Annotated in this window: 14 protein-coding genes and 1 pseudogene; 7 read left to right on the top strand and 8 right to left on the bottom strand. The window is 70.3% G+C overall.

All coding sequences use genetic code 11. The features are described 5' to 3' along the window. The first annotated feature begins 3 nt into the window (after positions 1-3). Entirely contained in the window at positions 4-393 is a 390-nt protein-coding gene (locus tag RN729_RS01810) for a VOC family protein (protein WP_310781920.1), read from the top strand. A 39-nt stretch (positions 394-432) separates the two neighbouring features. On the opposite strand, the gene RN729_RS01805 is transcribed toward RN729_RS01810, so the two are convergent. Continuing rightward, a complete protein-coding gene (locus RN729_RS01805) occupies positions 433-1,041 on the bottom strand; it encodes an aquaporin (RefSeq protein ID WP_310781919.1) in 609 nt (202 codons plus the stop codon). Positions 1,042-1,181: 140 nt separating this feature from the next. Here RN729_RS01805 and RN729_RS01800 point away from each other — a divergent pair, with 140 nt between their 5' ends. The 3 genes from RN729_RS01800 (at position 1,182) to RN729_RS01790 (ending at position 2,840) form a co-directional block, all read left to right on the top strand. After that, a complete protein-coding gene (locus tag RN729_RS01800) occupies positions 1,182-2,210 on the top strand; it encodes a proline racemase family protein (protein ID WP_310781918.1) in 1,029 nt (342 codons plus the stop codon). 60 nt (positions 2,211-2,270) lie between these two features. Then, positions 2,271-2,516, top strand: a complete 246-nt coding sequence (locus RN729_RS01795) for a hypothetical protein (RefSeq protein WP_310781917.1) — start codon at positions 2,271-2,273, stop codon at positions 2,514-2,516. Between the two features lie 111 nt (positions 2,517-2,627). Beyond that, complete coding sequence (locus RN729_RS01790; RefSeq protein ID WP_310781916.1) at positions 2,628-2,840, top strand: hypothetical protein; 213 nt, start codon at positions 2,628-2,630, stop codon at positions 2,838-2,840. A gap of 12 nt (positions 2,841-2,852) precedes the next feature. Here the strand turns inward: RN729_RS01790 and RN729_RS01785 are convergent, their stop codons facing one another. After that, positions 2,853-5,024: a DUF6600 domain-containing protein gene (locus tag RN729_RS01785; protein WP_310781915.1), complete on the bottom strand. Its 2,172-nt coding sequence runs from the start codon at positions 5,022-5,024 to the stop codon at positions 2,853-2,855. Between the two features lie 92 nt (positions 5,025-5,116). Beyond that, positions 5,117-6,253, bottom strand: a complete 1,137-nt coding sequence (locus RN729_RS01780; protein ID WP_310781914.1) for a hypothetical protein — start codon at positions 6,251-6,253, stop codon at positions 5,117-5,119. Between the two features lie 174 nt (positions 6,254-6,427). Here RN729_RS01780 and RN729_RS01775 point away from each other — a divergent pair, with 174 nt between their 5' ends. The 3 genes from RN729_RS01775 to RN729_RS01765 all read left to right on the top strand — a co-directional run bounded on the left by RN729_RS01775 (position 6,428) and on the right by RN729_RS01765 (position 8,745). Further along, positions 6,428-6,940: a sigma-70 family RNA polymerase sigma factor gene (locus RN729_RS01775; protein ID WP_310781913.1), complete on the top strand. Its 513-nt coding sequence runs from the start codon at positions 6,428-6,430 to the stop codon at positions 6,938-6,940. Continuing rightward, the gene (locus tag RN729_RS01770) at positions 6,937-7,659 is read left to right on the top strand and encodes a methylated-DNA--[protein]-cysteine S-methyltransferase (RefSeq protein WP_310781912.1); all 723 of its coding nucleotides are present in this window, start codon (positions 6,937-6,939) and stop codon (positions 7,657-7,659) included. Before RN729_RS01775 ends, RN729_RS01770 begins: the two co-directional genes overlap by 4 nt. Before the next feature lie 123 nt (positions 7,660-7,782). Next, positions 7,783-8,745, top strand: a complete 963-nt coding sequence (locus tag RN729_RS01765; RefSeq protein ID WP_310781911.1) for a hypothetical protein — start codon at positions 7,783-7,785, stop codon at positions 8,743-8,745. 31 nt (positions 8,746-8,776) lie between these two features. On the opposite strand, the gene RN729_RS01760 is transcribed toward RN729_RS01765, so the two are convergent. The 5 genes and pseudogenes from RN729_RS01760 to RN729_RS01740 all read right to left on the bottom strand — a co-directional run. Beyond that, on the bottom strand, positions 8,777-10,552 hold the full coding sequence (locus RN729_RS01760) for a hypothetical protein (protein ID WP_310781910.1): 1,776 nt from the start codon (positions 10,550-10,552) through the stop codon (positions 8,777-8,779). Between the two features lie 15 nt (positions 10,553-10,567). Next, a complete protein-coding gene (locus RN729_RS01755; RefSeq protein WP_310781909.1) occupies positions 10,568-12,235 on the bottom strand; it encodes a formate--tetrahydrofolate ligase in 1,668 nt (555 codons plus the stop codon). A gap of 114 nt (positions 12,236-12,349) precedes the next feature. After that, positions 12,350-14,026 carry a sodium:solute symporter gene (locus RN729_RS01750; protein ID WP_310781908.1) on the bottom strand — a complete coding sequence of 559 codons (1,677 nt, stop codon included), beginning with the start codon at positions 14,024-14,026 and terminating at the stop codon, positions 12,350-12,352. Continuing rightward, entirely contained in the window at positions 14,023-14,187 is a 165-nt protein-coding gene (locus RN729_RS01745; RefSeq protein ID WP_310781907.1) for a hypothetical protein, read from the bottom strand. The genes RN729_RS01750 and RN729_RS01745 overlap by 4 nt, the downstream gene beginning before the upstream one ends. Further along, a pseudogene (locus RN729_RS01740) lies at positions 14,184-15,722 on the bottom strand (hypothetical protein); the annotation flags it as partial. The gene RN729_RS01745 and the pseudogene RN729_RS01740, both read right to left, overlap by 4 nt.

Raw genomic sequence — 15,722 nt, 5'->3', positions numbered from 1 at the left:
CCCGTGCTCCCGTCGCGGGACGTCGCCGCGGCGATCGGCTTCTACGTCGGGCGGCTGGGTTTCGAACTCGCCTTCGCCGATTCCACCCGCGATCCGGGATACGCCGGACTGAGGCGCGACGGGATCGAGTTACACCTGCAGTGGCACGATGCGGAGGATTGGTCCCGCGTCGAGCGCCCCATGCTGCGCTTCGTCGTGCCCGACGTCGAGGCATTGTTCGAGGAATACCGGGATCAGGGCGTCTTCCACGAGCGGACGGCGCTGCGCCGGACCCCCTGGGGCACCCGCGAGTTCGCCTTCTACGACCTCGACATGAACGGCCTCACCTTCTACCGCGCCCTCGCGGAGGGCGAGGCGCCGGACTCGCCGGAGGGCGAGGACCGCTCCGAATGACTCCGGGCGCCGACCGCTACGCCACGCACCGCTAGCCAGCTACGGGGCGTCGCCGGGATCGCGGACGTATCGGGACAGGTGCGCGCCGATCAGGGCGCCGACGACCGGTCCCCAGACGTAGGGGAACGAGAAGGAACCGATCCCCAAGGCCACCGCGGGATTGAGTACTCCGTTCGATCCGTGCGCGGCCCAGGAGATTCCCACGACGAGTGCCGCGCCGATGACGGCGCCGGTCAGCCGGTCGGGGATGCGGCCCATGAAGACGGCCCCGATCGTGAAGGCGAGCAATGCAGCTCCCAGCATCTCGGCGACGCCGGTGCTGGCGGACGCGTCTACAAGGAGCGGGACCGGATCTGCGAACAGGACGCTTCCGAGGGCGAGGGCCAGTCCGGCCCCCGCAAGCTGCGCCGCGATGAACGAGCCGGCATCCTTCGCCTCGAGTCTGCCGATCGACCAGATGGCGATCGTCACCGCCGGGTTGAGCAGGCAGCCCGAGACAGGCCCGAGCAGGTGAACGAGGACGCCCAGCGTGAGTCCCGCCATCGCCGGCGCCGGGATGGGAAAACCGGGGTTGTTGACGGAGATCACGGCGGACACCGCGAGCGCAAACGTGCCCACGAGTTCGGCGGCGAGAGCCCTTGGTTTCATGCCTTCTCCTGAAGCAGGCAACCGTTGCGGAGCGCGGCGAGCCGCCGCTGGAGCGGACTGCGGCGACGGGGTGTAAGATCAGCGACGCCAGCATACGACGATCCCGTCGATGGGGGCCACCGCCTCACCGAGGAGTTCACATGACCTGGACCGCGCCCGGACACTGGCTTCGCATCGAGACGATCGACGCTCACACCGAGGGAGAGCCGCTCCGCGTCATCGTGGCGGGCTTCCCGGAGTTGGAGGGAGACACGGTCCTCGCACGGCGTCGCGTCGCGCGAGCGGACCACGACGAACTCCGCCGCGCGCTGATGTGGGAGCCGCGAGGGCACGCGGACATGTACGGCTGCCTCGTGATGCCGCCCGTCCGGGCCGGATCCGACTTCTCCGTCCTGTTCATGCACAACGAGGGCTATTCGACCATGTGCGGCCACGGGATCATCGGCGTGGCGAAGATCGCCGTCGAAGCCGGCTGGATCGACGGGTCGGCGCGGGAGCGGCCCGTGGTGATCGACACGCCCGCCGGGCTCGTGGGCGCCACCGCGATCGTGGACGGCGAGCGGGTCAGCGAGGTCCGGTTCGTCAACGTGCCTTCCTTCGCGCCCGCTCTGGGCCAGGCCGTGGAGGTCGAGGGGCTGGGTACCGTGCCGTACGACCTCGCCTTCGGCGGGGCCTTCTACGCGTACGTCGATGCGGACGCGCTCGGGCTCGCCCTCACACCCGCCGCCGCCGCCGACCTCATCGACGCGGGGCGCCGGATCACGCGCGCAGTGTCTTCGTCCGCCGCGAATCACATCTCGCATCCGGACGACCCGGATCTCGGGTTTCTCTACGGCACCGTGTTCACGGGGGCGGCGGCGGACACCGCACACCACTCGCGGCATGTCTGCATCTTCGCGGACGGGGAACTCGACCGAAGTCCGACGGGGACGGCAGTGAGCGGCCGCCTCGCCATCCTTCACGCGCGTGGGGAGGGGTCCGGGGCTGCGGAGATTATCGTCGAGAGCATCATCGGCGGCCGGTTCAGCGGCCGCGTCGTGGAGACGACGTCGGTCGGCGGGCACGAGGCCGTCGTGCCGGAGGTCGGCGGCCGGGCCTGGGTGACGGGCCGTCACGAGTTCCTCGTCGATCCGGAGGACCCGTGGCGGGACGGCTTCCTCGTACGCTGAGGAGCCGGTTCCGCCGATGAGCTGACTCGCACCCCGGATCCATCGCCCACAGGAGGCGGCATGCCGCATATCGAGACGGTAGCTCCCGACGAAGCGAAAGGGCTCGTGGCCCGCGAGTACGAGAAGGCCGTCCGCCGCGCGGGGCGCGTCTTCAACGTGATCGGCATCCAGAGCCTGAACCCGCCCGTCATGCGCGCCTCGATCCAGCTCTACGAGGCGTTGATGCTGGCGCCGGGACCGCTGGCGCGGGACGTGCGCGAGATGCTCGCGACCGTGACCTCGCGCGAACTGGACTGTTTCTACTGAACGGAGGCGCACGGAGAGGATCTCCGTCAGGCCACTGGAGACGCTGAACTGGCCGGCGCGATCCGCGCCGACTACCGGACGGCGGGGCTCGACGAAAAGACGCGCCGCCTGATGGACTATGCCGTGGCGATCACGCGCGACCCGACCTCCACAGCCCGGCGGGACATCGACGAGTTGCGAGAGGTCGGCTGGACCGACGCGCAGATCCTGACCGCGACCGAAGTCGTCGGCTTCTTCAACTACTACGTCCGCATGGTCGAGGCGCTCGGCGTCGAACCGGAGCCGGAGATGGAGCGGGACCCGGCCGTGTGGCCGGATTCCTGATCTCTCGGACTGCTAGCCGCCCGATCGGCGAACGGCACCTCCGGATCGGGAGCTGCCACCCGAGCGGCGGACCGCGCCCCCGGATCGGGAGCTACCGCTGGAGCGGCGGACCGTGCCCCCGGATCGGGAGCTGCCGCTGGAGCGGCGGACCGTGCCCCCGGATCGGGACCCGCCGCTGGAACGACTGATGGTGCCGCTCGACCTCGACGGGCCGGAAGGCCGCGCCGCCGGCCGCGATGACCGCGGGGCGGGTTGCCGGGTCACGGGTCTCGTCGTCGTGGGCCGCGCCGCTGGTCGCGCCGGCGTGGACCGCACGGTCGGCCTCGCCGAATTCGACCGTGCCGTCGGCCGCGTCGTCGAGCCTCCCGTCCGCCGAACGGCCGGCGACTCCCGCGCCGTCCGCGGGCGAACGATCCGACGAACGCCGTCGTCGCCCGTCCGCGGGGACGCGCGCTGTACGCCGCCGGAACCCGTGCGCGTCGTGGGCCGCACGACCGGTCGTCTCACGGCGTCGGGCACATCCCGCGCCCGCGCCGTGGGCCGCCGGATCGCCGGGCGGGCTCCGGTCCCGTCCGCGGGCGGCGTCGCCCGCTGCACGCCGGTCCGCGTCGTCCCCTGCGCGCCGGACCGCTCCAGCCGCAACGCGCCGGCCTCGGGCGACCGCGTGGTCACGCGAACACGCGGCGAACCGGCCGTCCGCGAGGTGCCGTTCCGCATTCCGGCGGTCGCGTCGCGCGGGCGGGCCGACCGGCCATCGCGGCTCCGTAGCACGACGCGTTCGACATCCCGCGGCAGGCTCGCGCCGCGATCGATGAAGCCGTTCGCATCGACCGCCGTCCTCCCGTCACGCGAGACCGCGCGCCTGAGACTCGCCAGCGTCTGCGCGGGTCGCCGCTGCGCCTGCCGCCCGAGCAGACGGGAATCCGTCAGCAGGACGCCTCGCTCGACCGCCTTTCGCCCGCGGCCGAAGTCCGAACCGCCCACCGAGTAGAAGTGCTGTCGCCGGTGTCCGAGGCGCCCGTGCGGCAGGAACGTCCAGTGCCGATACCGCCCGAAGCCGCCCCCGATGTGTCCGTAGACGCCGAAGTGGAAGCCCCAACTGCTCCCGTAATAATTCCGGTAGTGGCGCCAGTAGTATCCCGACGGAATCCAGCCCGCGTAGCTCGGGCCCCAGTACCAGTAGACGTGCGCCACGGCGAAACGGCGGCCGGGGAACCAGATCCAGCCCCAGTTCGGATCGAGGTCCCAGTACCCGTAGTGGTAGGGAACCCAGCCCCACGGCTCGTAGGAGACCCAGAACATTCCGCTGGGCGTGTTTCGCCAGCGCCCGTGTCGGTACGGGGCCCAGCCCGTGGACACCCGCGGACGCCACGCGACCCCCGCGTCCACCTGCACCCACGACCCGTGCCCCCCGAGCGAAGACGCGGCGTAGTGGAGGTCCGGGTCCACGTGAGCGGCGTACTCGCCGCCCGCCTGGTCGGCGAGCCCCCGCCCCCACGCTTCCAGTTGCTGGAGACCCGGGGCCGCCGCAAAGCGGAGCCGGTCGCCCTGCGCTCCCTCTACGAACAGGCTCTCTCCCGGGCGAACCTCCGCGAGTTCGGACTGCGTGGTGACCTCGGCCACCCCCTCGCGCACGACGATCTCGCTGCGGCCCCCGTCGTCGACAAGGATCAGGAAGGCACCCGCTCCCTGCGGCCGGATCGTCGCGTTCGGCGTGATGACGGAGGGCCCTTCGGCCGCCGGCGGATTCGCGGCCACCACGAGTTGCAGCGATCCGCGCGCGAGTTCGAGGATGGAGGCGGGGTCGCTCGAATCCGCCGAGTTGGCGAGCGCGCGGAAGACAAGCTCCGCCCGGTCCCCGATCCGAACGGGGTTTCCGTCGGCGAGCAGAATCTCGATGCGCGATTCGTCGGACACGAAGATCCGGTCGCCGACAAGGACGGGCTCGTTCACCGAGAGCTGGATGCGCTCCCGGGTGTCTCCCTGAATGAGCGTCGCGGACCCTTCCAGCGCGCTAAGGTACCCGTAGCTGCCGTCGATTCCGCTCTGCGCGATCGCGGCGTCGTAGTCGATCGGGGTTCCCGCTTCCTGGGCGGAGACCGGGAGCGCGGCGAACGAGACGCCCCACGCCACCCCGACCGCCCACGCCCGCCGCCGACCCCATATTGTCTTTGCGAACCGCATCCCGAACTCCCGTGTCCTCCGGTCCCTTCCCGGGCGGCCGGCCTGCCGCCGGGGCTGTCTTCAGAGATTAGACGGTTCGCGCGGGAAGTCGGTCACTCGGCGAGGTCGTCGATCCACTCGGCGATGAAGACGTTCGTGTTCCCCTCGTGGGACCCGTGCCGGTTTGATGCGAACACGAGAAAGCGGCCATCGGGGCTGAACATGGGGAAGCTCTCGAACTCCTCGCTGAACGTCACCTGCTCCAGCCCCGTCCCGTCCAGGTTGATCAGGAAGAGGTCGAAGTTGCGGCCGTCCGGATCGTTCAGGTTCGAGGAGAAGATCACCTTCTCGCCGCTGGGGTGGAAGAAGGGGGCGAAGTTCGCGGCCCCGTTGTCCGTGAGGCGAATCCGGTTCGAGCCGTCCGCGTCCATCACGTAGATGTCGAGCACGCCGGGCCGCACGAGACCGTCGGCCAGGAGCGCCTGGTAGTCCGCGAGTTCCTCCTCGCTCTCGGGATAGCGCGCCCGGTAGACGATCTTCGTCCCGTCCGGGGAATAGAACGGGCCGCCATCGTATCCCGGTTCGTCCGTCAGTTGTTGCACATCGGAGCCGTCGGGATTCATCGAGTAGATGTTCAGGTCTCCGTCCCGCGTGGAGGTGAACACGATCCGCGAGCCGTCGGGAGAGAGGGTCGGCTCCGCGTCGTACCCGGGGCTCGAAGAAATCACCCGGACGTCGGAGCCGTCGGGCTGCGCCGTGTAGATGTCGTAGTCGTAGAGCGCCCACACGTAGCCGCGGCGCATGTCCGGGGGCGGAGGACACCCGGGTGCCGCGTGGTGGGTCGAACTGTAGACGATTCTGGAATCATCCGGAAAAAAGTAGCCGCAGGTGGTCCGGCCGAGCCCGGTCGACACGAGGCGCCGTTCGCCGCCTTCGACGGTCATCGTGAAGATCTGGTCGCACTCGTACTCGCCCTCGTGGCTGCGTTGGAAGATCAGCCGCTGTCCGTCCGACGAGTAGTAAGCCTCGGCGTTTTCTCCCTCGAAGGTGAGCTGGGTGAGACTCGCGAAGCGCCGCTCTTCCGGGAGCGGGTCGCGGGCCACGGCACTCGTCTCCGCACGGCCCTCATCCGCCGCGCCGCCGCTCCCGGCTCCGGCATCGCCGGCGCAGGCCGCTGCCGCGGACGCAGCGATGAGCGTGAGCGCGACGCGGGTCGGCCAGGACACCGAAACTGAAAACTCTGGGTTCAAGAAAACCTCCGAGTGCTCCGGGTAGGGGCTGCGGGCTCACACGGTACGGCTCGCGCGCGCGCGCGGCCAGATTCAGGCCTGCTTCGAGGGATTACGGGTGGGTTCGCGGGCGGTCCCGTTTCACGGATTTCGACATGATACGTTCCAGGGGGTGAGAACGAAGGGAGAGGGCGGGTGGACGACTGGTCCGAACGTTACGGCGGGGAACTGGAGCGCCATGTGGCCGCGATGCTGGGGAACGCGGAGGAGGCGCGCGACGTCGTGCAGGAACTGTGGGTGACGGCGCTTCGTGCGCCGCCCGAGGCGGGCGACGCCGTGAACGTGCGTGCGTGGCTGTACCGGGTCGCGACCCGCCGGGCGCTCGACCGCATCTCGATGCGCCGCCGCCGCTCGAAGTTGCTCGCGGCCCGCTCCGGGGAAGTGGAGCCTGGCGCTCCTCCCGCGGCCGACGCGGCGTTGAACCGGCTTTCGGAGGCCGCCGCGGCGCGCGTCCGGAAGGGGGTGGCGGAGCTTCCCCGGCGGCAGCGGGACGCGGTCTGGCTCCGCTGGATCGAAGAGGTGGATTACGCGACGATCGCTCGACGGATGGGGATTTCTCGCGAGGCCGCGAGGGCCAACGTCTACCAGGGGATGAAGAAGCTGCGCCGCGACCTCGCCGAGGTGTGGCTTGAGGAGGGACCGATATGACTGAACGCGGGACGACCCGGAGCGAGGAAGATCTGGTCGCATGGATTCTAGGCGACTCGGAGGCGGAGGCCGCCAAGGAGACGGCCGAGCACCTGGCGGCGAGCCCGGACCTCCGGGAGCGGGCGGCGGAGTACCGGCTCCTGCATCGTTCCGCGGAGAGCCTCCGGGACGGTCCCGTCATCCGCTGGCGCCGCTTCGATTCGCCCTTCGGCGCCATGCGGATCGCGGCGAGCGCCGAGGGCCTGGTCGCGCTCTCGTGGCAGGACGAGGGCGACGATGCCTTCGTGGTCGGCCTCGAGCGCCGATATCCGTCGACCCCCGTGGTGTGCGACACCGACCGGCTCGCCTCCGCCGAAGCGCAGCTGACGGAGTACTTCGGCCGCCGCCGCCCCCGCTTCGATCTCTTCGTCGACCTCACGGAGCTGGGCGACTTCCAGCGCGCGGTGCTGGACGCCGCCTCGGGGCTCGGTTTCGGCGAGACGGTGACGTACACGGAGATCGCGCGTCGGATCGGACGCCCAAAGGCCTCACGCGCCGTGGGCAACGCGCTCGGCCGCAATCCGGTCCCGATCATCGTGCCGTGCCACCGGGTCGTCCGGACCGACGGAACCCTCGGCGGATACACCGGCGGACTCCGCTACAAGCGCACTCTCCTCGACATCGAGGGCCGCACCGACCTCCTCGGCTCGCACGCCCAGACGGAGATGCCGCTCGCCTGACCGCAGGGTCGGCGCCATGCGGAACTCCGGCCGCCGCCGCCGGTACCTCCCGAAATGGTGTCCCGGCGCCGCGCCTTCCGCGCGAACGCCGGGGAGGGGGGGATCTTCACGGGAGTCGCAACCATGCCCGCTTCATCGAAAGCCGTTGCCGCCATTGGAGTTCTGTGCACGTTCATCGTCGCCTCCGGGGGTCCCGGGGACGCCGGCGACGAGGCGTCCGGCCGCACCGCGACGGCGCCGCCCTCGGCGGCCACGTTCGCGCGGGCCGAACCGGGGGTGCTGGAGACCCGGCGGATTCACGGGCACCTGCTCGACGTCGAGGGGGTGCTGCGGCGAAGGGCGACGGACGCCCTGAGCGCCTCGCAGCGGGAGAGACGGAACACCGCCCTGAACTGGCTGCGCGAGTACCGGGAGCGGGGCGAGTTCCCCCGCAACCACACGCACGCCGACCGTGTGCCCGTCTTCGTCGACGAACACGGGACGCCGTGCGCGGTGGCCTACCTGCTCCAGAGGTCGGGCAGGGAGGATCTCGTCCGGGAGGTCGCAAGCACGGACAACAACGTGTACGCGTGGGAGCTTGCCGGCGACGCACGCTTCTCCGAATGGCTCGATGAGACGGGTCTCACGCTGGATGAGGCCGCGAGGATCCAGCCCGCCTACGCCGACGGTTGCTTCTGCCCCCGGGATGCGGCGTCCAACACCTGGCGATATGTGGCCCCGCTGTCCGCGGGGTCGGCCTTGGTGACTCACCTCGCGAAACCCGAGGGGTGGGCGAAACCCGTGGTTGGCGCGCTCAACGGGGCCTTTGCCGCGGCGCACGCCGGCTTCGCTTGGCATGCGCTCAATGAATGGAATGACGGGGGGACCGACGGGGCCGAACTCTCGGCGCTCGCCAACACCGCGCTGACGTTCCTGTCCGCGCACGCGGCGTGGACGCTGTTGATCCGAGACCCGGACGAGACTTCGACGGCGGGAGCCGAGGACGGGCTTGCGACCGCGCTGAGGTCGCAGCGCCCGCGGCTTCTTGCGCCTTCGGCGGCCTGGGTCGGTGGCGGCCTGGGCCTGCAGGTGCGCCTGGTCCACTGAGCCGGACCGCCGCTCGGCGTCGGGAGTCGTTCTAGGGGGACTCCTCGACGAGTTGAATCAGGCGACGGAGGCCGAGGCCCTCCGGGCCGCCCACGCGGACCCGGAGCGCCAGGCGTTCGCATCGACCGAGCGCTTCGATATCCCCGAGGCCCTGGGCGCGGATCAGTCTGCGGAAGGTGAAGTCGGTCTCGGGGACGTGCATGTGCTCGCCGGCGTCGTCGACGAGTTGGAGGAAGACGGCGTTGTCCCCGCCTCCCTTGTGCAACTGCCCGGTCGAGTGGAGGAAGCGCGGGCCGTAGCCCAGCGTGGTCGTCGCCCCCGTGGCTCCGGCCAGGGCCGCGCGCAGCGTCGCGAGTAGCCCTTCCTCCTCCTCGCCGCCCGCGAGGAACGCCTGTATGGCGATGTAGTCCGTCGACTCCACCGCGGCCAGGAACTCCTCCACCCGCTCCCGGATTCCATCCACGTCGGGCGTCACGGGGGTGCGGGGCGGGGCGTGTCCGAACCGCGGCAACTCCCAGACGAGGTCGATCTCGTCCGCCTCGGAGACCTGCACATCCTCCGCCGGCTCCACGCCCGGCGACCGTTCCTCCGGCTCGCGGTCGCCCTCCGGCTCGCCGTCACCCGCCATCGCGCGGCGCGCGAGGCGCTTGGCGAGTTGCACGTCCGGCTGGTTGAAGGGGTGGATGCCGAGGGCGGCTCCGGCCATGGCCACGCCGACCTCCCACACGAAGAAGAGCGCGCCGAGTTCCCCGGGCTGTTCGACCCGGATGCGGAGCGTCGGGTGGCCGGCGGCCTCGAGCGCGTCGAGGAGGTCCGGGGTCTCGTCGGCTTCTCCCCACTGCTCCGCCTCGCGCGCCGCGTCCCCGCCGAGGAGGAGGCCGACGAAGACCCGGTCCTCGCCGTATTCGTCCGGCGGCCGCGGGGGCTCGCCGACGACCGGTACGATGCCCCGGCCCTCCTTGCCGGTGCTCTCGGCGAGAAGCTGCTCCGCCCAGTCGGGAAACGCGTTCCAGTCGGACGCCGCGGCGAAGGTGACCTTGTCGCGCCCCGCGAGCGCGAGTTCTCCCAGCGCCGCCCCGAGGAGGAAGCCCGGGTTGAGGTGGGCGTCGTCCCTGCAGGCGTCCGCGGCCTCGGCGGCTTCCGCCAGGAGGGCCGCGACATCGGCGCCGGCCAGAGCCGCCGGCACGAGACCGAAGGGGCTCAGGGCGGAGAAGCGGCCGCCCACGTCGGGGGGCGCTTCGAACACCGCCCGGAATCCCCGCTCACGGCCGAGTTCGGCGAGGGGAGATCCGGGGTCCGTGATCGCGATGAAGTGCTCCCCGGGATCGTCCACGACTTCCGCGGTCCGCGACCAGAAGTGGCGGAAGAGCGAGAGCGTCTCGACGGTCGTGCCGGATTTGCTGGAGACGACGAAGATCGTGTTCGCCGGACGCAGCCATTCGAGGTCGCGGAGCGTCCCGGGGTGCGTGGTGTCGACGAGCGTGAGCGGCAGCCCCTCGCCCCGCATCGTGTGCGCGATGACCTCGGGCGCGAGGCTGGAGCCCCCCATGCCGAGCAGCACGAGGTCGGTGAACCAGAAGGGCACGCCCGCGCGCAACGCCTCGAGCGGACCGAGCATGGCGGGAGACGTCTCCGGGAGTTCAAGCCACCCGAGCCGGTCGGCCAACTCCGGCGTCTCCGGGTCCGCGCTCCACAGCGTCGGGTCCCGCCGCCAGAGGCGCGCCACCGCGTCCCCGGCGGCCCATTCCCGGAGCCGGCGATCCATGTCCTCCGTGTGGGGACCCGCGGAGAGTTCGATCTCGATCATGAGCCGGTCACGGGACTAGAAGAGCCCGACCACGCTCCCGTCCTCGACGATCCGGATCCCCTCCGCCGCGGGCACGCGCGGGAGTCCCGGCATCGTCATGACGGTGCCGGCCCGGGCCACGACGAAGCCCGCCCCCGCCGAGGGGCGCACGTCCTGAACCGTGATGCGGAAGCCGGCCGGCCGTCCGAGGCGCGCCGGGTCGTCGCTCAGGCTGTTCGGCGTCTTCGCGATGCAGACCGGCGTATTCCCGATCCCCGCCGCCTCGAGTTGGGCGACGTCCTTCGAGGCGCGCGGCGTGTAGTCGACCCCGTCGGCGCCGTACACCTTCCGCGCGATGGCCTCGATCTTGTCCCGGATCGAAGCCTCCGCGTCGTACTTGGGCTTGAAGTCGGCCCCTCCCTCGTCGAGCGCCGCGAGGACCGCGCGGGCGAGGTCTTCGCAGCCGGCGCCGCCCCGCGCGTGGCCGTCGGAGCGGGCCCAGGGCACGCCCAGGTCCTCGCACGCCTCGGCCACGGCCGCGATCTCTTCGTCGGAGTCTGTCGCGAAGACGTTGATCGCCACGACCGGCTCGATGCCGAAGCCGCGGATGTTCTCGACGTGCGCGCCGAGGTTCGCGAGCCCGCCGCGGACGGCGTTGGGGTCCGGCGTGGAGAGCGCCGTGCGGTCGCCCCCGCCGTGCAACTTGAGGGCGCGGATCGTGGCCACGAGCACGGTGGCCTCGGGGTTGAGTCCGCCGGTCCGGCACTTGATGTCGAAGAACTTCTCGGCGCCGAGGTCCGACCCGAAGCCCGCCTCCGTGATCACGACATCGCCGAAGGCCAGCCCGGCCCGCGTCGCCATGAGCGAATTGCAGCCGTGGGCGATGTTCGCGAAGGGTCCGCCGTGGACGAAGGCGGGCGTCCCCTCGAGCGTCTGCACGAGGTTCGGTCCGATCGCCTCCCGCAGGAGCAGCGTCATGGCGCCCGCCACGTTCAGTTCGCGCGCCCGCACGGGCTCGCCGCCGTAGTCGTACCCCACGATGATGCTGCTCAGCCGCTCCTCGAGGTCCTCGAGGCTCGCCGCGAGGCAGAAGATCGCCATCACCTCCGAGGCGGCCGTGATCATGAAGCCGTCCTCCCGCGGCACCCCGTTGATCCGTCCCCCGAGTCCGACGACGATGTTCCTGAGCGCCCGGTCGTTCATGTCCACGGCGCGGCGCCACGTGATCTGTCGCGTGTCGATCCCGAGCCGGTTCCCCTGCTGCAGGTGGTTGTCCAGGGCGGCGGAAAGGAGCGCGTGCGCGGACGTGATCGCGTGCAGGTCCCCCGTGAAGTGGAGGTTGATGTCCGCCATCGGGATCACCTGCGAATACCCTCCGCCGGCGGCCCCGCCCTTGACGCCGAACACCGGGCCGAGACTCGGCTCGCGAATGCAGAGCACCGAGTTCGCCCCCACGCGGCGCAGGCCGTCGGCGAGCCCCACGGAGACGGTCGTCTTGCCCTCGCCCGCGGCCGTCGGCGTGATGCCCGTGACGAGGACGAGCTGGCCCGATCCGGGCTCGCGCTCGAAGATGGAGTCCGGGGCGACCTTCGCTTTGTAGTGACCGTAGGGGACGAGTTCCTCGAGCCCCAGCCCGATCTTCTCCCCGATCTCCCGTATGGGCCGGGGCGTCGCGGCCTCGGCGATCTGTACGTCCGTGAGCATCCGTATCATCCCGCTCAGGTGGCTTGAAAACTGTCGTGGCTGAAAAACTGTCGTGGCCCGAAAACCGTCGGAGACTCTACCGCACGCGACGCGCGCGGAAAACCGTACCGCGGATCATGCCGGCCGTTCCCGCCTGCGGAGCGCTAGGCCGACCACGAGAACGGCCAGCGTCCCGACGACGTTGTACCACAGCCACGCGATCTCCGTGAAGCGCGACACGGCGAGCACGGCGAGCATCGAGGAGATGAGCCCGTAGAAGGCCCCCGCCGCCGTCGCCCGCTTCACGAGAAAGGCGAGGAGGAAGACGCCGAGGAGCGCGCCGTAGAAGATCGAGCCGACTTCGTTGACCGCTTCGACGAGCGACCCCAACTGGCCCGCGTAAAGCGCGAAGAGGACGGCGAATCCGCCCCAGCCCAGCGTGGCGAGCCGCGAGATGAGCAGATAGTGGGCGTCCGTCCCCTCCGGTTTCACGTACCTCCGGTAGAAGTCGATGACCGTGGCGCTCGACAGGGCCGTGAGTTCGGAGTCCAGCGAGGACATGGCGGCCGCGAAGATGACGGCGATCAACAGTCCCAGGATGCCGGCGGGGACATAGGCGATGAGATAGGACGGGAAGACGTAGTTCACGTCGTTCGACGAAGCTCCCCGCACTTCGGACACGAGCGATTTCGATTCCTCCCTCAACCGCGCGAGTTCGTCGTCGTACGCGGCGATCCGCCGCTGCATCGCCCCGGGATCCTCGCCGGTGCGGCGCGCTTCCAGCACCGCGAGCGTGCTCTCCCGGCGCAGTTGGTGCGTGCGTTCGTGCTCGGCCTCCAGCGCGGCGAAGTCTCCGGCGCGGGGACTTTCCGCGACCATGGCGGCTTCCGCCGAATTGAAGACGAGCGGGGGACGCTCGAAGTGATAGAAGACGTAGAGGAGGACGCCGATGGCGAGGATGAAGATCTGCATCGGGACTTTGACGAAGGCGTTGAAGATGAGCGAAAGGCGGCTCTGGCGGAGCGAGCTTGCCGTCAGATAGCGCTGTACCTGGCTCTGGTCGGTCCCGAAGTAGCCCAGGGCGAGAAAGAGTCCTCCAATGAGTCCGGACCAGAGCGTATAGCGATTCGTCGGGTCCCAGGAGAGGTCGATGCTGCGCCACATCTCATGGATCCCGCCGATATACGCCACGTCGCCGACGCCCACCCCCTCCGGCAGCGTCGCGAACAGCACGGCGATCGCGATCGCGATCCCGGCGAACATGACGATCATCTGCAGCACGTCCGTCCAGATGACGGCCGTGATCCCCCCCATGATCGTATAGGCCACGGTGATGAGTCCCATGACGAGAATCGTCACGCGCTCGTCCCATCCCATGATGACCGAGAGGACGATGGCCGGGGCGTAGAGGACGATCCCCGCCGAGAGTCCGCGGGAGACGAGAAAGAGGAAGCTCGTCAGCGAGCGGGTTCTGGGGTCGAAGCGGCGTTCAAGGTACTCGTAGGCGGTGAAGACCTTCGAGCGATAGAAGAAGGGGATGAAGACGACGCAGAGAATCACCATCGCGATCGGCTGGCCCAGGTAGAACTGGACGAACTCCATGCCGTCGTCGAAGGCCTGTCCGGTCGTGCCGATATACGTGATCGCGCTCGCCTGCGTCGCCATGACGGAGAGGCCGATCGCGCCCCAGCCCAGCCGGCGGTTGGCGAGAAAAAAGCCCTCGACGCCGCGGTTCTTTCGGCTCTGGCGCCAGGCGAAGGCGACGACGGCGCCGAAGTAGACGGCAAAGACGAGCCAGTCGAGTCCGCTCACGGCACGCTGAAGTCGAGCAGGCGCGTGGCGAGATACAGGAGGAGGATGAGTCCGGCCGTATAGGCGATCACGGACACATAGAGCGCGCGCCAGCTACGGAAGGGACCGATCCGGCCCTCCGCCTCGTCCCGGCGGCCCGTCTCGTCCCGGCGTTCCGTCACTGGGCGGCGATCTCCCGCCAGCGGTTCCCGTCGAGCGAGAGCAGGTTCGCCCACAGACGAAACGCGCCGGGCACGCCCGCGCGCAGCTGCCGGAAGAAGGAGAGCGACGTGTGGATATAGAGTCCGCGACCCATCGGGGCGGCGAGCAGGCTGCCGCGGTTCGGCGGCTCTCCCGTGTCGGCCATCTCCAGCGGCGCCCGGTATCTCTCGTCCCACTGGTCGGGGAAGTACAGTCCGCGCTCCTGGACCCAGCCCTCGAAGTCGGCCGCGCCGAGACGGTTGGGCTCCGCCAGAACGGGCGCCCGCGGGTCGACGAGCGTGACGGAGGCGTCCTCCTCGGTGACGCGGGGCGCCGGTCGGCCGATGGCGATCGGGTACGGGGCGTAGGCCCCCTCGTTGAACTCGTAGCGGTTGTACTGGACGACGACCGTGCCTCCGCGCTCCGCCCACGCGAGCAGTTCCGCGTTGGCCGCGATGAGGTCATCGCGCACTTCGTAGGCCCGGATTCCGAGCACGATCGTATCGAACCGGTCGAGCCTCTCCGCCTCCCAGTCTCCCGGTTCGATGAGTTCGACATCGAGCCCGAGTTGCCGGATGGCCTCGGGTCCGTCGTCGCCGGAACCCATCACGTATCCGATGCGCCGATCCGCGACCCGCACGGGAAAACGCACGATCCGCACGGCCGCGTCGCCGGACAGGAGCCGCGGCTCGAGGTGCGGATAGTCGATCATCGTCGTGCGCGTGGCGGGAACCGCGGCTCCGGCGATCCGGATGCGCGGGCGTGCGAAGAACTCCCCCTCCGCCTCTCCCTCCGGGGGCTCGACGGTGAAGCCGACCGTCCGGACCGCGCCTTCCCCGGCGAGTTCGAACGCCGTCGTCTCGGGCGTCACGCGCCATCCGGGCGGCAGGTCGAGCCCGATCTCTCCGGCCGTCGCGTCCCGGGCGAAACTCGAAATGCGGAAGGCGATGTCACGCGAATCCGAGCGGCCGACCGGCCAGATCATCGCAGGCGCCATCGGCGCGACGGAGATGCGCGGCGCCACCTGCAGCGGTCGCCAGCTCTCTCCCGTCACGCCATCGACCGCCCGGTAGCGCACCGGGCCTTCGACCTCGATGTCGAAACGTTCGCCCGCCGCCGACACGACCGCGGCCACGTGGCCGTGAACGGGTGGGGGACGGAACGGGAGCGCGCGAAGCTCGGGCTCCGCGGGCCAGTCGTACAGGTCGCCGTCCCGCGGGTTTTCGAGGAACCACGGGGAAACGGGGGGCGCACCCTCGGGCACGGTGACGGCATAGCGCCACAGCCCGAGTTCCCCCGGCCCGAGCCGCGCGCGGGCCGACGGATCGAAGACGGTGTCCTCCTGCCGGAAGAAGCGGGCGAACGGACCCAGATCGTCGGGCTCCGTCTCGACGTCCGGGCCGATGCCCTCCACCGACCACCCGACGGGGACCTCGATGGCCGGCGGGTCGAGTTCCACGGCGGCGTCGGTGCCGCTCCGGACGCGCGCTTCGACGAGTACGGTCTGTCCCGGGAC

This window comes from Candidatus Palauibacter polyketidifaciens (assembly GCF_947581785.1).
GTDB classification, from domain to species: Bacteria; Gemmatimonadota; Gemmatimonadetes; order Palauibacterales; family Palauibacteraceae; genus Palauibacter; species Palauibacter polyketidifaciens.
Note: the sequence above shows the minus strand (reverse complement) of the source record. Positions and strands in the feature narration are given on the sequence as shown.